Annotated in this window: 18 protein-coding genes and 1 riboswitch; of the genes, 8 read left to right on the top strand and 10 right to left on the bottom strand. The window is 58.4% G+C overall.

Annotation, left to right across the window (positions count from 1 at the left end):
* Positions 1-12: 12 nt before the first annotated feature.
* The 3 genes from CKW14_RS15525 to CKW14_RS15515 are packed head-to-tail and all read right to left on the bottom strand — an operon-like array spanning position 13 to position 2,699.
* On the bottom strand, positions 13-801 hold the full coding sequence (locus CKW14_RS15525; RefSeq protein WP_095049203.1) for an ABC transporter ATP-binding protein: 789 nt from the start codon (positions 799-801) through the stop codon (positions 13-15).
* On the bottom strand, positions 798-1,613 hold the full coding sequence (locus CKW14_RS15520; protein ID WP_095049204.1) for an ABC transporter permease: 816 nt from the start codon (positions 1,611-1,613) through the stop codon (positions 798-800). Before CKW14_RS15520 ends, CKW14_RS15525 begins: the two co-directional genes overlap by 4 nt.
* 18 nt (positions 1,614-1,631) lie before the next feature.
* Complete coding sequence (locus tag CKW14_RS15515; protein WP_095049205.1) at positions 1,632-2,699, bottom strand: putative urea ABC transporter substrate-binding protein; 1,068 nt, start codon at positions 2,697-2,699, stop codon at positions 1,632-1,634.
* A gap of 63 nt (positions 2,700-2,762) precedes the next feature.
* Positions 2,763-2,863, bottom strand: a riboswitch (guanidine-I (ykkC/yxkD leader).
* Between the two features lie 283 nt (positions 2,864-3,146).
* Here CKW14_RS15515 and CKW14_RS15510 point away from each other — a divergent pair.
* Positions 3,147-3,410 (top strand): hypothetical protein, encoded by a 264-nt coding sequence (locus CKW14_RS15510; RefSeq protein ID WP_095125588.1) that lies wholly within the window; start codon positions 3,147-3,149, stop codon positions 3,408-3,410.
* Positions 3,411-3,591: 181 nt separating this feature from the next.
* The gene (locus CKW14_RS15505) at positions 3,592-3,999 is read left to right on the top strand and encodes a hypothetical protein (protein ID WP_095125587.1); all 408 of its coding nucleotides are present in this window, start codon (positions 3,592-3,594) and stop codon (positions 3,997-3,999) included.
* Positions 4,000-4,130: 131 nt separating this feature from the next.
* On the opposite strand, the gene CKW14_RS15500 is transcribed toward CKW14_RS15505, so the two are convergent.
* Positions 4,131-9,428: an SET domain-containing protein-lysine N-methyltransferase gene (locus CKW14_RS15500; protein WP_095125633.1), complete on the bottom strand. Its 5,298-nt coding sequence runs from the start codon at positions 9,426-9,428 to the stop codon at positions 4,131-4,133.
* Positions 9,429-9,731: 303 nt separating this feature from the next.
* On the opposite strand from CKW14_RS15500, the gene CKW14_RS15495 reads away from it, so the two are divergent.
* From CKW14_RS15495 to CKW14_RS15485, 3 genes are read left to right on the top strand one after another with little or no spacing between them, the layout of a single operon-like run.
* Complete coding sequence (locus tag CKW14_RS15495) at positions 9,732-10,976, top strand: glycosyltransferase family 4 protein (protein ID WP_095125586.1); 1,245 nt, start codon at positions 9,732-9,734, stop codon at positions 10,974-10,976.
* A 1-nt stretch (position 10,977) separates the two neighbouring features.
* The gene (locus CKW14_RS15490) at positions 10,978-11,832 is read left to right on the top strand and encodes a hypothetical protein (RefSeq protein WP_095125585.1); all 855 of its coding nucleotides are present in this window, start codon (positions 10,978-10,980) and stop codon (positions 11,830-11,832) included.
* A gap of 2 nt (positions 11,833-11,834) precedes the next feature.
* Complete coding sequence (locus CKW14_RS15485) at positions 11,835-12,560, top strand: hypothetical protein (RefSeq protein ID WP_256587231.1); 726 nt, start codon at positions 11,835-11,837, stop codon at positions 12,558-12,560.
* 148 nt (positions 12,561-12,708) lie between these two features.
* Here CKW14_RS15485 and CKW14_RS15480 read toward each other — a convergent pair whose 3' ends face one another.
* Positions 12,709-13,821, bottom strand: coding sequence for an enoyl-CoA hydratase/isomerase family protein (locus CKW14_RS15480; protein WP_095125584.1), 1,113 nt, complete (start codon positions 13,819-13,821; stop codon positions 12,709-12,711).
* Positions 13,822-13,953: 132 nt separating this feature from the next.
* Here CKW14_RS15480 and ung point away from each other — a divergent pair, with 132 nt between their 5' ends.
* On the top strand, positions 13,954-14,649 hold the full coding sequence (gene ung / locus CKW14_RS15475; protein ID WP_095049315.1) for a uracil-DNA glycosylase: 696 nt from the start codon (positions 13,954-13,956) through the stop codon (positions 14,647-14,649).
* Between the two features lie 122 nt (positions 14,650-14,771).
* Here ung and CKW14_RS15470 read toward each other — a convergent pair whose 3' ends face one another.
* Genes CKW14_RS15470 through CKW14_RS15450 form a run of 5 tightly spaced genes read right to left on the bottom strand, consistent with a single transcriptional unit; the run spans position 14,772 to position 20,155 of the window.
* A complete protein-coding gene (locus CKW14_RS15470; RefSeq protein ID WP_095125583.1) occupies positions 14,772-15,806 on the bottom strand; it encodes an AbrB family transcriptional regulator in 1,035 nt (344 codons plus the stop codon).
* Entirely contained in the window at positions 15,799-17,313 is a 1,515-nt protein-coding gene (locus CKW14_RS15465) for a tripartite tricarboxylate transporter permease (RefSeq protein WP_095049212.1), read from the bottom strand. Before CKW14_RS15465 ends, CKW14_RS15470 begins: the two co-directional genes overlap by 8 nt.
* Position 17,314: 1 nt before the next feature.
* Positions 17,315-17,773, bottom strand: a complete 459-nt coding sequence (locus CKW14_RS15460; protein WP_095049213.1) for a tripartite tricarboxylate transporter TctB family protein — start codon at positions 17,771-17,773, stop codon at positions 17,315-17,317.
* A 58-nt stretch (positions 17,774-17,831) separates the two neighbouring features.
* The gene (locus CKW14_RS15455) at positions 17,832-18,809 is read right to left on the bottom strand and encodes a tripartite tricarboxylate transporter substrate binding protein (protein ID WP_034153137.1); all 978 of its coding nucleotides are present in this window, start codon (positions 18,807-18,809) and stop codon (positions 17,832-17,834) included.
* A gap of 53 nt (positions 18,810-18,862) precedes the next feature.
* A complete protein-coding gene (locus CKW14_RS15450) occupies positions 18,863-20,155 on the bottom strand; it encodes an OprD family porin (protein WP_038358338.1) in 1,293 nt (430 codons plus the stop codon).
* Between the two features lie 236 nt (positions 20,156-20,391).
* Between CKW14_RS15450 and CKW14_RS15445 the strand changes: the two genes are divergently transcribed.
* Together CKW14_RS15445 and CKW14_RS15440 are read left to right on the top strand one after the other, a co-directional pair.
* On the top strand, positions 20,392-21,063 hold the full coding sequence (locus CKW14_RS15445; protein WP_007911422.1) for a response regulator: 672 nt from the start codon (positions 20,392-20,394) through the stop codon (positions 21,061-21,063).
* Complete coding sequence (locus CKW14_RS15440; protein WP_095049214.1) at positions 21,056-22,441, top strand: sensor histidine kinase; 1,386 nt, start codon at positions 21,056-21,058, stop codon at positions 22,439-22,441. The genes CKW14_RS15445 and CKW14_RS15440 overlap by 8 nt, the downstream gene beginning before the upstream one ends.
* The last annotated feature ends 39 nt before the right edge of the window (positions 22,442-22,480 follow it).

Below are 22,480 nucleotides of genomic sequence, written 5' to 3'. Positions count from 1 at the left end.
GAAGAAGTCCTCTCAAGCGGTGCGAAGGGCGCCTGCCAGTGGCAACGGCAGGGCGTCGACGGCGGCGCGTTGGGCGCGGCGGTCGCTGTTCAAAGGGATGTCGTAGGTGATGCGCGCGCCATAGGCGCCGGGGGCGTGCGGGTCGAGGCGAACCTTGTCGAACACCAGCAGACGCGTGCCGAGGCTGAAGCCTTCGGACAGGTCATGGGTGACCATGAACACCGTCAGTTTGGTTTCGCGCCACAGTTCCAGCAGCAAGGCGTGCATGTCTTTGCGGATGCCCGGATCGAGCGCGCCGAACGGTTCGTCGAGCAGCAACACGCGCGGTTTCATGATCAGTGCCTGGGCAATCGCCAGCCGTTGCTGCATGCCGCCGGACAGCTGCGCCGGGTACTTGTCCAGTGCATGGCCGAGGCCAACTTTATTCAGCAATGCTGCCGCTTGTTCGCGAGCTTCACGTTTGGCGCTGCCGAACAGCCGACCGAGCAATGGCGCACGCGGCAGTTCGAGGCCGAGGGCGACGTTGTCGAGCACGCTCAAATGCGGGAACACCGAGTAGCGCTGGAACACCACGCCACGGCTGGCATCCGGTTCGCTGGCCAGCGGCTGACCGTCGAGCAGGATCTCGCCGCGACTCGCCGTTTCCTGGCCGAGCAGCAGACGCAGGAAGGTCGATTTGCCGCAACCGGACGCGCCGACCAAGGTGCAGAACTCGCCCTCGTTGACGCTTAGGTTCAGGCCTTCCAGCACCACCTGATCGGCGTATTGCTGCCAGACGTTTTTCACGGTGATGAAGCTCATTTGGCCGCCCCCTCATACCAAGGGAATGCGCGACGGGTCAGGTATTTCAGGCCCCAATCCATCAGCCAGGCGAGGAGGGTGATCCACACCACATACGGCAGAATCACGTCCATCGCCAGATAACGCCGGACCAGAAAAATCCGGTAGCCGAGGCCGTCGGTGGAGGCGATCGCTTCGGCGGCAATCAGGAACAGCCATGCCGAACCGAGCATCAGCCGCAACGAGATCAACAAACGCGGCAACAGTTGCGGCAGCACTACGCGCAGCATCAACGTCCAGGTCGAGGCACCGAGGGTCTGCGCTTTGATCAGCAGTTCGACGGGGATTTCCCGCGCACGCTGTTCAAGGTCGCGAGCGAGCGCCGGGGTGATGCCGATCACGATCAGCATGACCTTCGACAACTCGCCCAGACCGAACACGATGAACAGAATCGGCAGGATCGCCAGCGGCGGCACCATCGATAGCACTGTCAGCAGCGGCGACAACGGCGCGCCGAACAACGGCAGCGTGCCGGCGGCGATGCCCAGGCACAGCCCGGCCAATGCAGCGATGCCGAGGCCGATGGCCAGGCGCCGCAGACTCGACGCGGTGTCCTGCCACAACAGGTAGTCACCGGTGCGGCTGTCGGCATTGAAGGCCAGGCGTTTTACCGCGTCGCTCATCTGCACGGCGCTGGGCAGCAGTTTGTCGTTGGGGTTTTCCGCCAGGCGCTCGGCCGAGCCCATGAAATAGGCGAACAGCAGCAGAGCGAACGGCAGGATCACCAACAACAGGCGACTGGGGCGATCCGGGTGGCGATTGATCAGGCGCATGGCCAAATCCTCCGTGGCTTACAGCTTGGCGTCGGCGGCCATCTGCACGTAGGTCGGATCGAAACGCAGCTTGAGGTTGCCGGTATCGCCACTGGTCACGCCGTTGGCGAAGGCCATGCCGACCGCGCTGGTGTCTTTCGCGCCTTCACCGAGCAAGCCGTGCAGGAAGGAGAATTCGGCGACCTTGCGCATGGTTTCCGGCAGTTGCTTGCTGGTGGCGAAACTCAGCGCTTCGCTTGGCGTGGCGAACAGTCTGGTGGTGTCGAGTTGCGCCTGGAATCCGGCCAGATCCGTGCCCGAGGCCTTGGCCATGTGCTCCAGCGCAGCTTTGCTCGCGGCGTTCTTGGCGTTCATCAGCTCGACCACTTCGAACCACGCGCCAGTCAGCGCTTTGCCCAGCGCCGGGTTGTCTTTGAGGGTGGCGCTGTTGACCACCATCATGTCCATGATCTCGCCGGGAATCTGGCTGGAGTTGAATACTTCGGTCACGCCCGGCTTGGCCTTGATGTCCGATAGCATCGGGTTCCAGGTGGTCACGGCGTTGACCTGATCGGTGTTGAATGCAGCGGAAATGTCGGCGTCGGAGGTGTTGACCACTTTCAGGTCTTTTTCGGTCAGGTCGACCGAGTCCAGCGCGCGGGCCAGCAGGTAGTGCGAGACCGACAGTTCGACCAGATTGACGTCCATGCCCTTGAGGTCGGCGACTGTCTTGCCCTCGCCCTTGAGGACGATGCCGTCGTTGCCGTTGGAGAAATCGCTGACGATCAGCGCGGTGCTGTCGACGCCGCCGGCGGCCGGAATGGTCAGCGCGTCCATGTTGGTCATGGTGCAGCCGTCGAACTGGCCGGCGGTGTACTGGTTGATCGATTCGACGTAGTCGTTGAGCTGCACGACGTCGATCTTGATCCCGTACTTCTTCGCCCATTTGTCGACGATGCCTTGGCTGCCGGCGTATTCCCAGGGCATCCAGCCAGCGTAAATCGTCCAGCACACGCTGAAGTGGTCTTTCTGGGCGGCGGGGGATTGCGTGCTGATGAGCGCGGCGAACGCAGCGGCGAGCAGGGCGGGAAAACTTAGTCGAGTCATGGTGGATTCTCCAGTTGATCAAGGGCGGACAGGAAGGCAACGCGGCACCGCGAACGGTGGCTTGTCTCCCGGGCTTTTGTCCCGCCGTGTAACCTCAACTGGAGGTCGCCAACTCTCGGACCAGCCACTCGCGATTGCGAGCCGGAACCCTAGTCAGCCATTGCAAATTGTGGTGCCGCGAACCTGTGATGACTCCTGCACGGGTTTGCTAAAGCGAGACGCGTGCCAAGTCGCGTCAGGCGCTCTGGCACGGGCGCGCGGGTTGCCTAGGGTTGGTGGCGAGGCTGCTGAGGCGCTTTGAGTTGGTGCGCGACTGCACCGTCATGCAGCGTGTTTGCCGCTGATCCGATGGTTTCGGGGTGTCGGCACTCGGCATGGCTTTGCCAGTCAAAACAGATGTCAGCCGGTCTGTGCCGACTGCTGTCGCGGGTCTTTCAGGAGGCCGCCATGCTTATTCAAAAAACATTGCGAAAGGTGCTGCTGGGAGCGGTGCTCGGTTTGGGTCTGTCCGGTTGTTACTACTACGCCGGACCCTACGGCGGTTACCCAGCCACTTATTACTATCCCGGCTATTACTCACCTTATCCGTACGGCAATTATTACGGCCCCCGCTACTACGGCGGCGCGCGTTATTACTACGGTGGCTACGGGTATCGAGGCGGTTACGGACGGAGTTATCACGGCGGCGGATATCACGGTGGGCACCATTAATCAGCGGCTGAATGACAGCGTTTTTGCGGATGAACAAGGTTTCATAGATCACTTGTTTCAACTTGTTGCAGCAACGCACCAGATGCCGAAAACGCTGTCTGATTTTTCGACAGTCACCGATTAAATGACTGTCGCCTGCCAGCGTCGCTGGTGTGGCCAACCCGCGGTCCAGGAGGCCGCCATGTATAGACGAATTCTTCTACTTGCTGCGATGATGTTTTCCGTTGCCGGTTGCGTCCCGTACTCTTACGCGGACTCGTATTACAGCTCAGAGGTCTACACATCACCTGCACCGGCCTACTACAACACGGGTGGCACGTATTACAACGGTGGCAGCAGGTATTACGCGCAGCCACGCTACTACCAGCCAGCCCCGCGGTACTACCAGCAACCGCGCTATTACCAATCGGCGCCGCGTTACTACCAACCGGCTCCACGTTATTACGAAAGCCGTCGCTGGCACGGCAACGATCGCGGGCGTTGGGATGGTCATCGTCGCGGCGGTTGGGATAACGATCACCGCGGTCGCGGTAACTACGACCGACACAGTGGACGCGGCGACCATAACGGGCGTGGCAACCGCTGGTAGATTCACGCAAATGAAAGCGGCGCAATTAGCGCCGCTTTTTTGTGCCCGGGAATATCGTCAGGATTAAGGCGCCACCGTACAGCGCACCCAAGGATCAATGGCCGTCGTCGCTTTGACGCCTCAACGGGCAGTCAGCGACCAGGGTCCTGTTTGACCGCTATATCAGGCACGGGCTGATAGAGCAGGCCGTAATCCATCAGTAATTCATCACCCTTGCTGATGTCCTCTAGCGCCACGTAGAACGTCAGGTTTTTTCCCGCGGCAATGGAAATGACGTTGTTCGACTTCCATGCCGGCTCATTGCCCAGTTGTGAGGTATTGATCAGGCTCAGGGTATTGCCCGTGTGTAGCCCACTCACCGAGCGATTGCCCGAGCGTGTGCCGAACAAGTAAGTCAGTACAGCCCGTGAACCTTGTTTGCGTATCTCCTGAAACAACGACGCATCTGATTCATGAAACTTGCCTGCGTACGGTCCTAGCACTTCAAATTTGGCAATATCGCGTCGTGCCCACACTGACGCGCCGCGATTGGGGCCGTCATCCAGTGCCGTGAACACTTCCAGAGTTTGATCAAACCGCGATTGATGCTGTCCTTCAGTACGCAACCAGTCTTTGATCGATTCCTTGATCTGGCTTGAAACGTTTTTTTTGCTTGCGTTATCGAGACCGTCAAGCAAGCCATTCCAGTGGGCGATACGGATGTCATCTATCGGCCCCTCTAATGCATGGGTCAAACTGAGCCTGGGGTTCTTTGGGTCCTGCAGGATTGGCAATGTGTTGTCGACCTGATGAGGCAATGACGAGGACGTTCCGGTTTCAACCTTGATTGCGACAGGCAGGATGTCCGAGGAGGGGCCGGGAGCCTGTTCTGAGTTTTGTGGTGTGTCGGCAGACTTCTTCGGCTGGGTCGGGTCGACAGATTCCTGTGCAGGCCGCTTTTGTCCCGAACTTGTCTCGATTTGTTGAGGCGCGGGAGACAATGTGGTGTTTCTCCCTGCCTGTTCGAGACGCCGCACAGCGGTATCTTTTAAGAGTCCATTAGCTCTGACAAGTCGTCGCCAAGAGTTGGGGCTTAATCCGTGCTGGCGTACGAATTCTTCTACTGTGACTGTGTTGCCCGACTTCTCGAAGAGCATTTTCCACTGGCTTAGATGCTCATCTCTAATCGAGTTGTAAGCAACGCCTGCCGCCCTGTTCAACATCGCTTCACCGGCAGGTGCCAGGCTTCCATTTTGCCGGACAATACTTTTAAACAGACCCGGATGAAGGTGATGAAGACCGGCAAATCCCTCCATGGTCATTGCATCACGCAACGGTTGTGTCATGGCTTGCCAATCACGAATATGCGCACCGGTCACCTGATTGACGGGTGTGCCGGCGGGGCGTTCACGCACGATCATGCCCGCGGCGCTCAACTGTCCGTCAGGCTCCACATAGTACGCAAAGGTTTTGCCGGATAGCCCTTTCTGGCGGGTAAAACCCTCGCGGGTAAGCGACAGCTGTTCTGCTCGCGGTAATGCTTCCCAAGCCAATAAGTGCTCAGCAGTGATTAACTCACTACGCCGGCCTGGCACATGAGCCGGCAGGCTCGCAATTGCATCAGTTTTTTGGGGCGCGGAGGGGAGTAGTGCGACGTCGCGCCCTGCTGGATAGAGACGCTGCGCAGTCGCATCTCGTAAAGATCCATTAGCTCTTACTTGCGCATGCCAAGAGGTTGGGCTAAATCCATGTTGACTGACGAACTCCGCTGCCGTGACCAAATTATCCGGTTGCCCGAATTGCCGGCTCCACTCGCGTAGATGATCATCGGTAATCGCGTTATAGGCGGTGCCGGTTGCTCTGTTCAATAGCGCTTTACCGGCGGGCCCCAAGCTTCCATTGCGCCGCACAAAGCTTTTGAACGTCCCCGGATGAAGGTGATGATGACCGGCAAATCCCTCCATGGTCATTGCGTCACGCGCTCGTTGCGTCATGTTTTGCCAATGATCGATATGCGTTTGGGTCACCTTGTCGAAGGGGATATTGGCGGGGCGGTTGCGCACAATGGCGCCCGTAGCACTCAGTTGGCCGTCAGGTTGCACGTAGTATTCAAAAGTTGTCTGGGACAGGTTATGTTGCCGGGCAAAGTCTGCACGACTCGTGTTCCCCTGTTCGTTACGCGACACCGCCTCCCAATTCAGTAGATGCTCGGCAGTGATCTTCTCCTCCGGTACCCCCGGAACCCGCGCCGGTAAACGGGCTGGCGTCGCAGCGAGCGGCACGGCGGACGTCTGCCGAGCTTGATCAAGACGCTGCACAGTCTCATCTTTCAGGGTGCCATCAACTTTAACGTGAAGTCTCCAAGAGTTCGGGCTGAGCCCGTGTTCACGTATGAACTCTTGCGGTGTGACCGAGTTGTCCGGTTTCTCGAACAATCCTTTCCACGTGCGTAAATGGTCATCGGTAAGCGCGTTGTAAGAGCTGCCGGCCGCCCTGTTCAGCAGCGTTTCACCCGCGGGCCCGAGCCCGTCGGCTCGCACATAAGTTTTGAACGAGATCGGATTAAGGTGGTGGTGGCCGGCAAATCCTTCCATGGTCATTGCGTCACGCGCCGGCTGTGTCATGGTTTGCCAGTCACGGACATGTACATGAGTCACCTTGTTGAAAGGGGTGTTGGCAGGTCGGTTACGCATGAGCAAGCCGGCAGCGCTCAACTGACCCTCGGGTTCTACGTAGTACGCAAAGGTTTTGGCCGACACTCCGTTCTGTAGCGCAAAGCCCCGAATGGTCAGCCTCTTCTGTTCCGCTTGCGGCAACGCCTCCCAGGCCCGCAAGTGATCCGCCGTGATCTGCCCCCCACCAAACAATCCCAGTCGTTGCCACTGATCACCCTGGAGATGCTGGACCAGCAGACTGGTTTGCCGGTTGTCGTGATACACCCGCGCACGCACGACGCCGTCTTCCGTGCGAGTGACTTGCCTGACCTCGTACACCGCCGTGGTACCGCTGCCATCGGTATGGCGTATGTGGGAGAGGTGTCCGTCGGCGGCAACATACACCCCTTGGCTGTTGCGAGAGAGCCCGGCGATTCTGGAATCGGGCACACTGTAGCGGCTGAACAAGGTATGGCTCAGTTCGTCCCAATCATCGATGTGTGCAGCGAGCACTTCTCCGGCGACCGCCTGGGTGGCGACAGCGAATTCCTCGAGCGGGCTGCCGTAAGGTCGCATCGTGTCGGCATCAAATGAATACCATTGACCGCTCTTCAGCACGGCCGCACCTTCCACAGTCTGGCCGGTTACTTTTACGGTGCCCGTTGCCGCCGCGTCGTACTGTTTGCTGAGCGCTTTCAAGACATCGTAACTGTTGGCGGTCCCCCTGAGCCGGTTGACGGCTTTGGCGCCTCTGGACAGCAGATAAAGGCCACCGGTGCCCACGAGTCTGGCCAGATCACTCAAGCCACCCACCGGGTTGAGCACATCAATGGTGGCGACACCGATGACATGGGCGGTCTTCAATGCCTTGGCGCCGGTGGACAGAGCAGTCCTGCCGATTCTGATCAGTTTTCCTGCCGTGGCGACGCCCGCCGTGAGAAAACCGAATACATCCACAGTGAGATCAAACACCGCCTCGCCGTAGTTGCCCTTCTGAAAATTGACAATGGCGGATCTGAAGGGGATCAGGTTCAACAAAAACTCACCCAGCGGTTTGGGCCGGTAATATTCGTCCATTGGGGTTTGCCCGCGTGCGAGCTCTTTGATTGCGGGGTCATCCAGATCCAGATGTTGCACAAAGGTGTCGGCAATCGCACGGGACCGCGCGCTGCTGAAACTGCTCACCAGTGATTCGCTTAAAGCGAGCTCGCGACCCAGTTCATTTGCCGCTTCACGGGGGACAAGCTCTTTGGTCGTGAAGTATTTGTTGGCCTCCCTTGATTCCTGTTGCTTTGCCTTGTGCAGGGCCGTCCGTTCAATCGTGTCTTTATTGATGTTGATTTCGTACGCCTGGAACGTGCCGCTCAGCTCCGTCCTGATGAGCAGCCCGGGCTCGTTGGGGCAAGGGGTATGATTGAAAAATCCATCCGAGACAAATGAACCTTGTTGGAAAAAGCTGACTTTTCCAAACTCGAAATTCTTTTTGTCTTCTAGTGGGAGCAGGGAGATCATGTGCCTGATCGTTGTATTGACGGCGGCCTTTTTATCCAGAATTGAGCGGGCGAACTGCCGGTCGAAGGCTTCCTGCACACCGAACGTCGGGTTGTTATTCAATGCCTCGAGTGGGAGGCGGGTATCACTTGATGCAAGTGGACGCGGATTCGGCAAGTCCATCATTGCGTAATCCAGAAGCGAATGGATGCCACTGAAACCCGTCTGTCCACTCTCGCCACGATACGTATCCGTGTGGAGAGCCTTGACTTCGAAAAGCGTGCCCAGATCGCTAAACCGCTCTATCAGCAGGGCCAGGGCAATGTCTTTTCGTGTCGGTAATGCTTTGTCCAGAATCCTGGCGGCAGCAAGCCGCTCTTCAAGCTCTTGGTTAAATGTCGCTCTTATCGTTTCAAGTTGTCCTTCGGTGTAGGCGTCATCGTTTCTTTTCAGGATGATTTCGTTGGTGACAGCCCAATCGCGTAATACGGCTGTCTGAATGCGTTGAGTCGATGCCGGGTCAGCCCGGCGAGCACTTTCAGCCTTGCTCATGACTTGGGCAAACGTCAGGCCGGGGACTTTGCCAGGTGTTTGTGCCTCGATGGCCATTGCCGCCATGGTCAGGTTGGCCCAGGCCAGACTGCCAACTTTCACATTTCGGGGAATGTCTGCAATCAGAAACTGCGGTGCCGACCTGCCTAGCAAAAGGTATGCGCCGGTTTTCGCCAGGGCAGCGCTGGTTCTGCCTTCACGACTTAAGTGTGAGGCGAGGTCATCGATGACTGCAGATGCATGCCGGCCGCAATGTCGATTGCTGGCCAGATCGAAGCCAGCTGTCTTGTTGCGAAGGGGGGCGGTGATCGACTCAGGATCCATCTGCAGTGCGATCCCCGCCAGCAGGTAATCCATAACGCTGCTATCGCTGTCGATGCCTTGCATTCTCTGTTGCAGCGTTTTGCCCATCAGTTGCCCTTGCGGGGAGCGGAGCAGCGCGTCGAGCATCTTTGCAGGGTCGTCTGTCACGTTCTCGGGAATAGGGTGGTCATAACGCAAGAACTCCAGCACACCGCCCTTGATCTGCATCACCAGCGGCTGGTCGCCCAAATGGTGTGCATGGCTCATGGTGATCAGACGCAAGCGGCGTTGTTCGTCCGCACTCAGGGGAATGGGCCAGGACAACGCTCCACCCAAGTTAGCCAGGGGAGTAGCCGGGGAGTCGATGTCATCAGGTCCTGGCGTGGATTGATCGTCAGGGGAGAGCCGTCGAGTCTGCGAAGGTGTGAGTACGAGGGTGTTGGCCATCATGAGACTGTCCATAGTCAAAGAGTCATCCTTGGAAGCGCGCAGGTTGGCGCTTCCAGCGTTCACGAGTGTAAAAACACTCCGTGAATAAACGCCATAAACCAAGTATGAGTCTTTGCGTACAGGTCAGATGAGCCCTGCGCCGCTTTTTATGCCCGTCGAAAAAGTCGCCCCGTTAGCCATCTCCTAGGGCATTCCCAGACGCTTCCTACAGTTTCATTTCCTTGCATTTGTTAGCGTCTGTTCGTGCCGATCGAGGTGAGCAAAACTCAGTTCAACAGCGGCGAATAAAAGGACGATGCCGCTATGAAGCTTCTTGTGATTCACCAAAACTTTCCGGGCCAGTTCCGTCATGTGGTGCTGGCGGCGATTGACAGGCGTTATGAGGTTTTGGCGATAGGTCGGGATACGGCGCCGGGTATCGCAGGGGTGAAAATATATCGATACCGCGCTGCCAGCCGAGCACCGGGCGGTATTCACCCCTACCTGACCCGTTACGAACAAGCGGTGACTGATGGACAGAAGGTTTTTGAAATTCTGAGCCGGCTGAAACATTCGGGTTATCGGCCGGACGTAATTCTCGCTCATCCCGGATGGGGGGAAACGCTCTTCGTCAAGGATGTCTATCCTGACGCGCCGCTTATTCACTATTGCGAATATTACTATCGGGCGCAGGGCGCAGATTCCGGGTTCGACCCTGAATTCCCGCGAGCAACAAGAGAGTCATCAAGGCTGCGAGTGCTCAATTCGCTGCATCTTTTGAATCTTGAGCAATGTGACATTGCCATTGCGCCCACGCGGTGGCAGCGCAGTCTGTTTCCTGCAGCTTATCAGTCGGCCATTCGGGTTATTCACGAGGGCGTCATTCAAAGTTCTTGCTTGGCGAAAGCGGGGGCCGTCAGGTTGCCCAATGGCGTCGAACTGAGAACCGGGCAGCCGATCGTTACTTATGTCGCGAGGAATCTTGAGCCTTATCGCGGGTTTCACAGTTTTATGCGAGCGATCCCGCATATTCAGGCTGAGTGTCCCGATGCACAGATAATCATAGTAGGCGGTGATGACGTCAGTTACGGGTGTAAGCCGGTTGGCTTTGCAAATTGGCGCAGCAGGATGGAGGCAGAGGTAAGTTTCGATGACTCCAGGGTGCATTTCACAGGGAAGCTTCCTTACCAGACTTACCGGGCAGTTCTGGAATGTTCGAAAGTCCATGTTTATTTGACGTATCCGTTTGTTTTGTCGTGGTCGTTACTGGAGGCGATGGCGTCTGAGTGTGTGGTAGTAGCGTCGGATACGGCTCCGGTAAGGGAGGTGATCGTTGATGGTCACAATGGGTTGCTGGTGGACTTCTTCGATCATCACGCTATTGCCAAACGTATTGCCAGGGTTCTTGAATCCGCTGGTGAGTACGACCGCCTTCGCAGCGCTGCGAAGTTGACGGCGAGCAGATTTAATGTGGAGTACGGCACGAAACAATACTTTGAGGTGTTTGAGAACGCGACATCCGGGTATCTCAAGAAACAGCCTGCTCCTCAGTTTGGCAGGGAGGTTTGAAATGCTCCGGATGTCGTATAAGCAATTGATTAAATGGTTTAAGAAGTTGTTGAAATACGGCTTGCTTATTTATGTCTGTTATTGCGTGGTGGATTTTTATATCCGTGAAGAACAAATCGCCGAAGCGATGGCAATCTATTACGCGGATCAGGAGGCCTGTCAAAAGAAGCTGGCGAGCATGAAGCAGGTGCCCATACTGGGTGGTAGCTATGTGGATAAGACTCTGGTGCCGGAGTTTTATGTGGGCATGCCTGAACTGGCGAATAAGAAAGCGTGTCTGGCCAATACGCTCAAGGGGCATTTCTGGTGGACCGGGACGGAGATACGGTCGTACCACGATCAGAGTGTAACGCCGACTCCTGAAAGTTGGCGTCTTTATAAACTGAACGCTGGGCTTTATACAAAAAAAGAAAACACTGAACCCCATGAACGGGGCTATCGGCACGTCAACTGGCCGGATGAGTTGATTGTGAAGTTGAAAAATTATCCTGGACTGGAACTTTGGCTGAATGCACCTCCGCCGCATTTCAAGAATGAGGCTTCCGTTCGAAAGTTTGTCATTGCTGACTGGCCGCGGCGTGATGGCACTCCTCGATTGATAAGCTGTAACGGCTTGATTCGCCACGCTGCTGAGGAAGAACTGACTGACGAGAAATTGGCAAAGCTCAGCAGGGCCGAATTGGAAAACCTGGATTTTGGAAGTTTGAATTTTTTTTGCACCGTGGAATTACACAGCTTTGACTTTACCGGAGGGCACGGTCGGGTAAGTCTCGGTCTGTCGTCATTACGCGAATCACCTGAAATGCTTAAGTTTCTCAGTAGCTATCTTTCACGCTCTGTTATTACAAGGAAGTAACGATGAGTTATGTTTTTAATGATCTGGAAAAGTCAGAAATTTTAAATGCAGCAAATGTTTGTAAGGGGCTGATGTTCGATTCTGAAGATATCGAATATCTTGCGCTGAAATTAACAGGGGCTAGCTGCGCTCCCCTGTATCAAAAACTATTCGATATTATTGGCGGAAGAGTTTCTGAGGTTATCGTTGTCGATAATGAAGCGGGAGAAATTCTGAAAAGCGCCAGGCTCTGGCTTGCCGTGGCCATTGATGCCAACGGTGGAAACGGTGCCTACTCCGCCCTGATTCGCGGCTACACCTCGCGGCAAGGTGAACTGAGATTGAATAAAATTTTCAGTGAAAACCTGATGCAGCTGTCATCGAATCAGGCCGCCGCCAATTTCATCAATACCTTGATCGACGGATCCCTCGCGGGTCGGCTGGCACCCTGGACGGTTCCATCCATCAGCCAGATTGCAGAGATTGATGCCAGTGCGATCGGCAAGGCACTGTTTAGTGAGGCTTGCGGAGAGAAGGATACAGCCGTGAGCCATAACGCCGGCTGGTCAGGGACAGTCGGATTCAGCCTGTTGGGTGGAGCGCCGCCCTATGAAACCTGGAGATTGATCTCTGCTGGTGATTCGCAAGGGGAAGATGGCGGCCCGCCGACTCAAACAACGAAGGAACAGCGACTCAAGACTACAGCGCGATGCAGATTGCTGAACGTCTGCACCCTCTTCCGCCATTGAGGGATGTCGAAGACATTCTGATAAAGGGCGACGAAGAAGCGCAGCGGGCGATGACGGAGATCATTCAGTTTTACGAGCTGAATGTCTGAGTCGTATGGCGACCGATTGAGCCAGCTCGCGATCGGAATCCAGTCGTCATCGCGTCAGTTCAATACTGCGTCAAATCCGCCAACGGATGTCGGCCCTCCCAGACCTTGTGAAAGTGCGCCTCAACCACCGCATCCGGCACATTGTTGATATCCGGCCAGTGCCAGTGCGGCTTCTGATCCTTGTCGATCAACCGCGCGCGAACTCCTTCGCTGAACTCCGGATGCCGGCAGCAATTGAGGCTCAGGGTGTATTCCATCTGAAAGACCTCGGCCAGCGACATATGGCGGGCACGGATGATCTGTTTCCAGACCAGATGCGCGGTCAGTGGCGAGCCTTCGCTCATGGTTTTCGCCGCCCGCGCGATCAACGGATCGCTGCTGTCGCGCTGCAGGCTGATGGCTTTCCACGCACAGGTAACGTCGCTGACGTCGAGCAGTTCGTCGATCTGCTGACGACGTGGCAGCCACTGCGCTTCGGGCATCTGCGCCACGGCTTCCTGCTGCAACGCCTTGAGCAGGCTGTTGAGTTGCACGTCGGTCTGTTCCTGCCAATTGAGCTGCAACAGGCCTTCGATCAGTTGCGGCTGCTGTTCGTCGAGCAGGAAGCGGTCGGCCAGGTCCAGATCGATCGCATCACGACCGTTCATGTGCGCACCGGTCAGGCCCAGAAACAAACCGAGCTTGCCCGGCAGCCGGGCGAGAAACCAACTGGCGCCGACGTCCGGATACAAACCAATGCTGATTTCCGGCATCGCCAAGCGGCTGCTCGGCGTGACGATCCGCGTGCTGGCGCCTTGCAGCAAACCCATACCGCCGCCGAGCACATAACCATGGCCCCAGCAGATCAGCGGTTTTGGATAGGTGTGCAGGCTGTAGTCCAATCGGTATTCCGCGCTGAAAAACTGCGCGGCCAGCGGGGGTACCTCGCCGGGATGGGCGCGACAGGCCTCGACCAGGCTGCGCACCTCGCCGCCGGCGCAGAAGGCCTTGGCGCCGTTACCGCGCAGCAGCACACAGACGATTTGTGGATCCTTGGCCCAGGCGTTCAACTTGTCGCTGAGGGCATTGATCATCGGCAGGGACAGCGCATTCAGCGACTTTTCAGCATCCAGGCTGGCGATACCGATGCGGGCGCCGTCGGTGCCGGTGAGTTCTTCGAAGTGCAGATTCATCGTGACCTCGATCGGGAATTTGAACGATCAGTATGATCGTTGTGTGGGAAAGTGCCGGATCTGCATCAGATCAATTGACAAGCGTGGTCGGCTTTCCTAGGGTTCGCCCCATTGTTTTTGCCGGGTATGACCATGACTGCTGACGACCGTATCAAACTCGAACCGAGCTGGAAGGAGGCACTGCGTGCTGAGTTCGACCAGCCTTACATGGCAGAGTTGCGCCAGTTTCTGCAGCAGGAGCGGGCTGCCGGCAAGGAAATCTATCCGCCGGGACCGATGATTTTCAACGCGCTGAACTCGACGCCGCTGGATAAAGTGAAGGTGGTGATCCTCGGCCAGGACCCGTATCACGGCCCGGGCCAGGCCCACGGCTTGTGCTTTTCGGTGCAACCGGGCGTGCCGGCGCCGCCGTCGCTGGTCAACATCTATAAAGAGTTGAAGCGCGACCTGAACATCGATATTCCCAATCACGGCTACCTGCAGAGCTGGGCCGATCAGGGCGTGTTGATGATCAACACCACCATGACCGTCGAGCGCGCCAACGCCAATGCGCATAAAGACAAGGGCTGGCAGTTCTTCACTGATCGGATCATTGAGGTGGTCAGCGAGCGCCAGCCGCATCTGGTGTTCATGCTCTGGGGCGCGCACGCTCAGAGCAAGCAGAAGCTGATCGACGCGACCAAGCATCTGGTGCTGACGTCGGTGCATCCGTCACCATTGTCGGCATATCGCGGGTTCTTGGGTTGCGGACACTTCAGCCGGACCAACAAGTTTCTCGAGCAGAATGGCGAAACACCGATCGAGTGGCGTTTGCCGCCCATCGCGTAACCTCGTTCCCACGCTCTGCGTGGGAATGCCTCAACGGACGCTCCGCGTTCGGCTCTGAAAGGGACGCAGAGCGTCCCGGGCTGCATTCCCACGCAGAGCGTGGGAACGGTCAGCTTCCAGACTTACTCGGGATTACGATTCCAGTACTTGAACAACGGCTCCGCCAGAAACAGCACAAACAACAACCGCATCACCTGCATCGCCGTCACCAACGGCACCGACAATTGCAGCGTCTCTGCCGTCAGACTCATCTCGGCAATTCCGCCGGGCATCATGCCCAGCGTCAGCGAACGCAGATCCAGATGGGTCAAAGCGCTCAACCCTAACGCCGCCAGTGTCGCAATCAACATGGTCAACGCCGTGCCGATCAATGTCCGCCCCATAAACGAAGGCGCACGGCGGAAAAACTGCCGATTGAAGTGACAACCCAGACCGCTGCCAATCAGCCATTGGCCAATCTGACTGCCGCCATTGGGCAAACCAATGTGCAAATCCCAGCCAATGCTCACCGCCGCACTCACCAGCAACGGCCCGAACAGCCACGGATTGGGTTGGCGCAAACGCTGCCAGAGCCACGCAAGCAAACCGCCCGCCGGAAACAGAAGCGCCAGCCAGCGCCAATCGACGCTGCCGGCATGAGAAATCGGATTGCCGTCGCCGAGCAGATATTTGAACGCCGCCGGCACACACAAGACCACCACCAGCACCCGCAAACTCTGCCCTGCCGCAACATGACTGAGCATCGCGCCGTTGCGGGCGCCGAGGTTGACCATCTCCCCGGAACCGCCGGGCATGCTCGAGAAAAACGCTGTGGCGCGATCTTCACCGGTACGGCGCATCAACCACACGCCGACCACCGCCGAGACACTGGTGACCAGCGCACCGAAGAAGATCAAACCGAAATGACTGAGCACCTGCTCCATCACCACCGGAGTGAAGTGCAGGCCAATCCCGATGCCGACAATCCACTGGCCGCACTTGCGGCCGCCAGGGATTTCCGTGAGTTGCCACGGGGTCAGGCAGCGCACGAGGATGATCGCCAGCAACGAGCCGACCATCCACGGCAGTGGCCAGCCGATCTGGCTGGCGAGGTAGCCGCCAAGCAGACCGACCAGCGGGGTTCCCCACCAGGATTTCAGTGAGGCGCGATCAAACATCGGCGATGGCGCGACGCGCGACCGAACGTTTGCGCCAGATGCGCAGGATCGGCACCAGCAACATCATCACAATCAGGCCCCAGACGGCGAGGGTGATGCCGCTCGACCAGAGGATCTCCAGCGAACCGTTGGAGATCGACAGCGCGCGCCGCAGGTTCTGCTCCATCAGACCACCGAGGATGAAGCCCAGCAGCACCGGCGATAGCGGGAAGTCGAGCTTACGCAGGATGTAGCCGAAGATGCCGATACCAATCATCAGGAACAGGTCGAACGTGGTCGCATGCACGGCGTACACGCCGATCGCGGTAATGATCGCGATCATCGGTACGAGTGCCCAATTCGGCACGGCGAGGATGCGGGTGAAGATACGGATCATCGGGATGTTCAGGATCACCAGCATAATGTTGGCGATGAACAGCGAAGCGATCAGGCCCCAGACGATGTCCGGTTGTTGCTGGAACAGCAGCGGTCCGGGGGTGATGTTGTACAGCGACAGGGCGCCGATCATCACCGCCGTGGTACCCGAACCCGGTACGCCGAGGGTAAGCATCGGCACCAGCGCGCCACAGGCTTCGGCACCGATGGCGGTTTCCGGTGCCGCCAGGCCGCGTTTGTCACCCTGACCGAATTTGCCGTTGGGGCCGGCGATTTTTTTCTCGGTCATGTAGGCCACGGCACTGGCCAGTGTCGCGCCGGCGCCTGGCAGCACACCCATGATGAAACCCAGCACGCCGCAACGCAGGTTCACCGCGAACACTGACGCCGCTTCCTTGAAATTGAACATCATGCGCCCGGTGGCTTTGAACGCTTCCTGGCCCCGGTGGGTTTTTTCCAGCAGCAGAAGAATTTCGCTGATCGAGAACAGACCCAACACCAACACCACAAACTGAATACCGTCGGTGAGGTGGATGTTATCGCCGGTGAAGCGATACACGCCGCTGTTGGCATCAATGCCGACCGTCGACAGAAACAAACCGATCAACGCCGCAATGAACGTTTTCAACGGTCGATCACCGGCCATGCCGCCGAGACAGACAATCGCAAACACCATCAGCACGAAGTATTCGGCGGGCCCGAACGCAATGGCCCACTTCGCCAGAATCGGCGCAAAAATCACCATGCCGCAGGTCGCGATAAACGCGCCAATGAACGAACTCCATGCCGACAGCGACAGCGCGACACCGGCCAGACCCTGACGGGCCATCGGATAGCCGTCGAGGGTGGTCATGACGGTAGAAGCTTCACCCGGAATGTTCAGCAGAATCGAACTGATCCGTCCGCCGTATTCGCAGCCCAGATATACCGCCGCCAAGAGGATCAGCGCCGACTCCGGCGGCAGGCCGAGCGCGAATGCAATCGGGATCAGCAACGCGACACCGTTGATCGGCCCAAGACCCGGAAGCAGGCCGACGATGGTGCCGATCAAGGTGCCGCTCAACGCGGTGACGAGGTTGTAGGGGGTCAGCGCGACCCCGAAACCGTGACTCAAATAACCCAGCGTATCCATATCAGTTCTCCAGAACGTCGAGCAGGCCCAGAGGCAGTGGCACGTCCATGACTTTGTCGAACAGCAGGTACAGACCGATGCTCAGCAAACTGATGATTATTGCGCCGGGCAACCAGCGGCCGCCGTACAAACGGGCCATCGGGATACCGATCAGAATGCTGCTGAGGATGAAACCCAGCGGTTCGAACAGGCCGGCGAACACCAGTAGCAACAGCACGCAGACACCGATTTTTTTCAGGGTGCCGCGATCCAGTGGCGGGTCTTCGTCGCTGTGTTTGATCGGGGAGGGGCGGTAGATCATGTACACCAGCCCGATCGCCATCAGCCCGAGCATCAGCAACGGGAAGGCGCGCGGGCCGATCGGTTCGTAGGAAAACGGTGCCTGGTAAGGCCAGGCCATCGCTATCAGGCTGACGCAGGCCAGCAACAGTAACGACGCAAAAATGCGTTGAACGAGCATGAGGAACTCCTGGGCCATGACCTCAAGGCGCGAGGGCATGGCCGCTAGACAGAGGCGATCACTGAATCAGGCCGAACTCTTTGGCCAGCACTTTGTAGTCCGCCACCTGCTTCTTCACGTAGGTGTCGAGTTCCGGGCCGGTCATGGCGAACGGGAACAGTTCACGCTGGTCGCGCAGCTTGGCGAATTCGTCGGAGGCCAGCAGTTTGTCGAACGAGTCTTTCCACCAGGCGTAGTCTTCATCGCTGACTTTTGGCCCCAGGTAGAAGCCGCGCACCACTGGCCAGACGATGTCGTAGCCTTGTTCGCGAGCGGTCGGAATGTCTTTCATTTCCGGCTCGTCGAGACGCTTGTCGGCGAACACCGCGAGCAGGCGCATGTCACCGCTCTGGATGTGCGGCATGGAGTCGGAGATGTCGGTACTGCCGACCTGGATGTGACCACCGAGCAGGGCCGTGGCGATTTCGCCGCCACCTTCAAGCGCGACGTAACGCAGGTCGCGCGGGTTGATCCCGGCAGCCTTGGCGATCAGTGCGGTTTGCATCCAGTCCTGGCTGCCGACGGTGCCGCCGGAGCCGATCACCACGGAGCTTGGATCTTTCTTCAGTGCCTGAACGAGATCGTCGAGGGTCTTGTAGGGCGAATCGCTCTTCACCGCGATGGCGCCGTAGCTGGTGCCAACCGCTGCCAGCCAGCGCACGTTGGTCTCATCGAAGCGACCGAACTTGCCCTGGGCCAGGTTCAACAGCGAACCGCTCGACCACGCGACCAGCGTGCCGGCATCGGCCGGACGTTGCGCGACCACGGCGTTGTAGGCCACCGCGCCGACACCGCCGGGCATGTAGGTCACACGCATCGGTTTGCTCAGCAGTTTCTGGTTGACCAGTGCGCTCTGCACCAGTTTGCAGGTCAGGTCGAAACCACCGCCGGGGGAGGCCGGGGCGATACATTCCGGACGTTTCGGTTCGGCCATCAGTTGGCCGGCAAACAGGATGCAACTGGCGGCCAGTGCAACTTTACGCAGTGACAGGTTCATTCGATTCTCCACGGGCATTGTTGTTATTCGACGTGTTTTTCACTTACGGGCATTTACCAAAGGGCAACGCTGTAGCTCACCAGCAAACGCACTTCGTCAGCATCGCGAGCCGAGTAGTTGGAGCGGTAAGTGGCATTACGCAAACGCACGGCGACATCCTTCAAGGCGCCGCTTTGTACTACATATTTGATCTCGGTGTTGCGTTCCCATTCTTTGCCTTCTTCGCCGTTCTTGAGCTTGATGTTGTCACCGCTCAAGTAGCGACTCATGAAGCTAAGACCGGGGATGCCGAGTTTGGCGAAGTCGAAGTCGTAGCGCGCCTGCCAGGAGCGCTCTTCAGCGCCGGCGAAATCGTTGATCTGCACGAAGTTGACCAGGTACGGGTCGCTGCCATCGACATAAGGGAAGGCACTGTCGCCAGACATGTGCTGGTAACCGGCGCTGAACTTGTGGCCGCTCAGCGCGTAGCTGACCAGACCGTTGAGCGAGCGGTTGTCGATCTCGCCGCCACGGGCTGCGCCCTGATCATCACTGACGGCGAAACGCAGGTCGGTGGCAAACGTACCGGGTCCCATAGGTCGCGAGGCAACGAGGCCGAAGAAGTGCTGGTTGTAGACTTCGTCGAGTTGGGCGAAGTGGTAACTGCCGGTGATCTTGTCGGTGAACTTGTAGTCCACGCCGCCAAAATCGAAGTGCTTGCCAGCGGCGGTGCCGGCAAAACGGCTGTTCTTGTTGTTGAGGGCGATGTCCTCGAAATCGGTGCTGTCGCGATCCTTGGCTTTCTCCAGACGGCCACCGGTGAAGGTCAGGTTCTTGATCTCTTTGGATGTCAGCAAGCCGCCTTCAAAGGTCTGCGGCAGGATGCGCCCGTCGTTGGGCTTGAGGATCGGCAGTTCAGGAATCAGGCTGCCGATTTTCAGCTCGGTGGCGGAAATTTTCACTTTGCCGGTCAGGCCGACTTTGGAGTATTCATCCGCCGCGCGCCCGTCATCATGGGTCGGCAGCAGGCCGGTACCGGTGCGGTCCGGGCTTGAATCAAGTTTGACCCCGAGCATGCCCAGCGCATCGACACCGAACCCCACGGTGCCGTCGGTGTAACCCGATTGCAGATTAAGCATGAACCCTTGAGCCCATTCGTCACGCTTGGATTGCTGGGCGCTGGTGCCATCGCGAAAGTCGCGGTTGAAATACATGTTGCGGGTTTCGAAGGTGGCGCTGCTGTCTTCGATGAAGTCGGCAAAACTCAACGGCGAAAAACCGGCAAGGGCGGCGGCACTGGCGAGGGCGGTGTGGCTGAAACGGGAAGGGCGGACAGGCGTGGAGGCCTGAGGCTGCATGGACGGCATGCGGGTTTACTCCGTTTATTGTTCTTATTGGTCGAAAACGCTTCGAGGCGTTTTTCTTTACGCTGTGTGGCATCAGCGACGGCAGTCGGAACTGTCCGTGGGCCGACTGTAACGAGCTAACCTTTCGCTAACCTTTCAGCTGACTTTCAAGGTTTTCGGGCTTCACAGCGGCGGTTGCGGCTGTAAACTCCGCGGCAAAGCGTGGCGTTGGCCATTCCTGAACGAGGTAAAAATCCATGCGTGTTCTGCTCGTCGAAGACCATCTGCAATTGGCTGAAAGCGTTGCGCAGGCGCTCAAGAGCACCGGTCTGACCGTGGATGTGTTGCACGATGGTGTGGCCGCCGATCTGGCGCTGGGCAGTGAGGAATACGCCGTGGCGATCCTCGATGTCGGCCTGCCGCGCATGGACGGTTTCGAGGTGCTCGCGCGTTTGCGCGCACGCGGCAAAAATCTGCCGGTGTTGATGCTAACGGCGCGCAGCGATGTGAAGGATCGCGTCCATGGCCTCAATCTGGGCGCCGACGATTACCTCGCCAAGCCTTTCGAGCTGACTGAGCTGGAAGCACGGGTCAAAGCCTTGCTGCGCCGCAGTGTGCTCGGTGGTGAACGCCAGCAGCGCTGCGGTGTGCTGGCCTACGACCTCGACACCCGGCGCTTCACCCTCGGCGAAGAGTTGCTGACGCTGACGTCCCGCGAACAAGCGGTGCTGGAAGCGCTGATCGCCCGGCCGGGACGGGTGATGAGCAAGGAGCAACTGGCGTCCCAGGTGTTCGGTCTCGACGAAGAGGCCAGCCCCGATGCCATCGAAATCTACGTGCACCGCTTGCGCAAGAAACTCGACGGCCAACCAGTGGCGATCGTGACGTTCCGTGGTCTGGGTTATCTGCTGGAAAGCCGCGATGCATAAGCCCAGCAGCCTGCGCTGGCGCTTGCTGTGGAACCTTGCATTGCTGCTGGTGGTACTGATGCTCGCCAGCGGTTTGAGCGCATACTGGAATGGTCGCGAAGCCGCCGACACCGCGTATGACCGCACGTTGCTGGCCTCGGCGCGGACCATCGCCGCGGGCCTGTCGCAGCGTGACGGCACACTGAGCGCCGATGTGCCCTACGTCGCACTCGATACCTTCGCTTACGACAGCGCCGGGCGGATTTACTATCAGGTCAACGATATCCATCAGAAGCTGATTTCCGGCTACGAAAACCTCCCCGGCCCGCCACCAGGGACGCCGCGAACGGACAGTTATCCCGCGTTGGCGCGCTTCTACAACGCCACTTACAACGGTCAGAACGTGCGCGTGGTCAGTCTGCTGAAAGCGGTGAGCGAGCCGAACATGAACGGCATGGCGGAAATCCGCGTGGCCGAAACCGACGAAGCGCGGGTGAGCATGGCGCGTAGTCTGGCCGCCGATACCTTGCTGCGTTTGGGTATGTTGGCGATTGGCGCGTTGTTGCTGGTCTGGTTCGCGGTCAGTGCGGCACTGCGCCCATTGGAGCGCTTGCGCACGGCGGTGGAAGAGCGTCAGCCCGACGACTTGCGCCCGCTGCCATTGGTTGAAGTGCAGCATGAACTGTGGCCGCTGGTGCGCGGGCTCAATCATTTCACCGAGCGTCTGCGCGGGCAGTTTGAACGGCAGGCGCAGTTCATTGCCGATGCCGCCCATGAGTTGCGTACGCCTTTGGCAGCGCTGAAGGCGCGGCTTGAGCTGGGCCTGCGTTCCAATGATGCCGAGGTCTGGCGTTCGACGCTGGAGTCCTCGGCACAAAGCACTGATCGCCTGACACATCTGGCCAATCAGTTGCTGTCGTTGGCGCGGGTCGAAAACGGCGCCCGGGCGATTGCCGAGGGCGGCGCGCAGTTGCTCGATCTGAGTCAGTTGGCCCGAGAGCTGGGCATGGCCATGGCGCCACTGGCGCACAAGCGCGGGGTGGCCCTGGCGCTAGAGGCGGACGAACCGGTGTGGCTGCGCGGTGAACCGACGTTGCTCAATGAGTTGCTGAGCAATCTGGTGGACAACGCCTTGGCGCACACGCCATCGGGCGGCAACGTGATTTTGCGGGTGACGGCGCCGGCGGTGCTTGAAGTGGAAGATGACGGCCCGGGGATTCCGCTGGAAGAGCGCGATCGGGTGTTCGAGCGTTTCTATCGGCGCAATCAGCAGGTGGCGGGTTCAGGATTGGGGCTGGCGATTGTTGGCGAGATCTGCCGGGCGCATCTGGCGCAGATTAGTTTGCATGACGGTGAGCAGGCGGGGTTGAAGGTGCGGGTCAGTTTTATTGCCGGCTGATTGTGGTGGTTTTGCTGGCCCCTTCGCGAGCAGGCTCGC

The organism is Pseudomonas sp. Irchel s3a12 (genome assembly GCF_900187485.1).
GTDB classification, from domain to species: Bacteria; Pseudomonadota; Gammaproteobacteria; order Pseudomonadales; family Pseudomonadaceae; genus Aquipseudomonas; species Aquipseudomonas neuropathica.
This window is presented reverse-complemented; position numbering and strand designations above follow the sequence as displayed.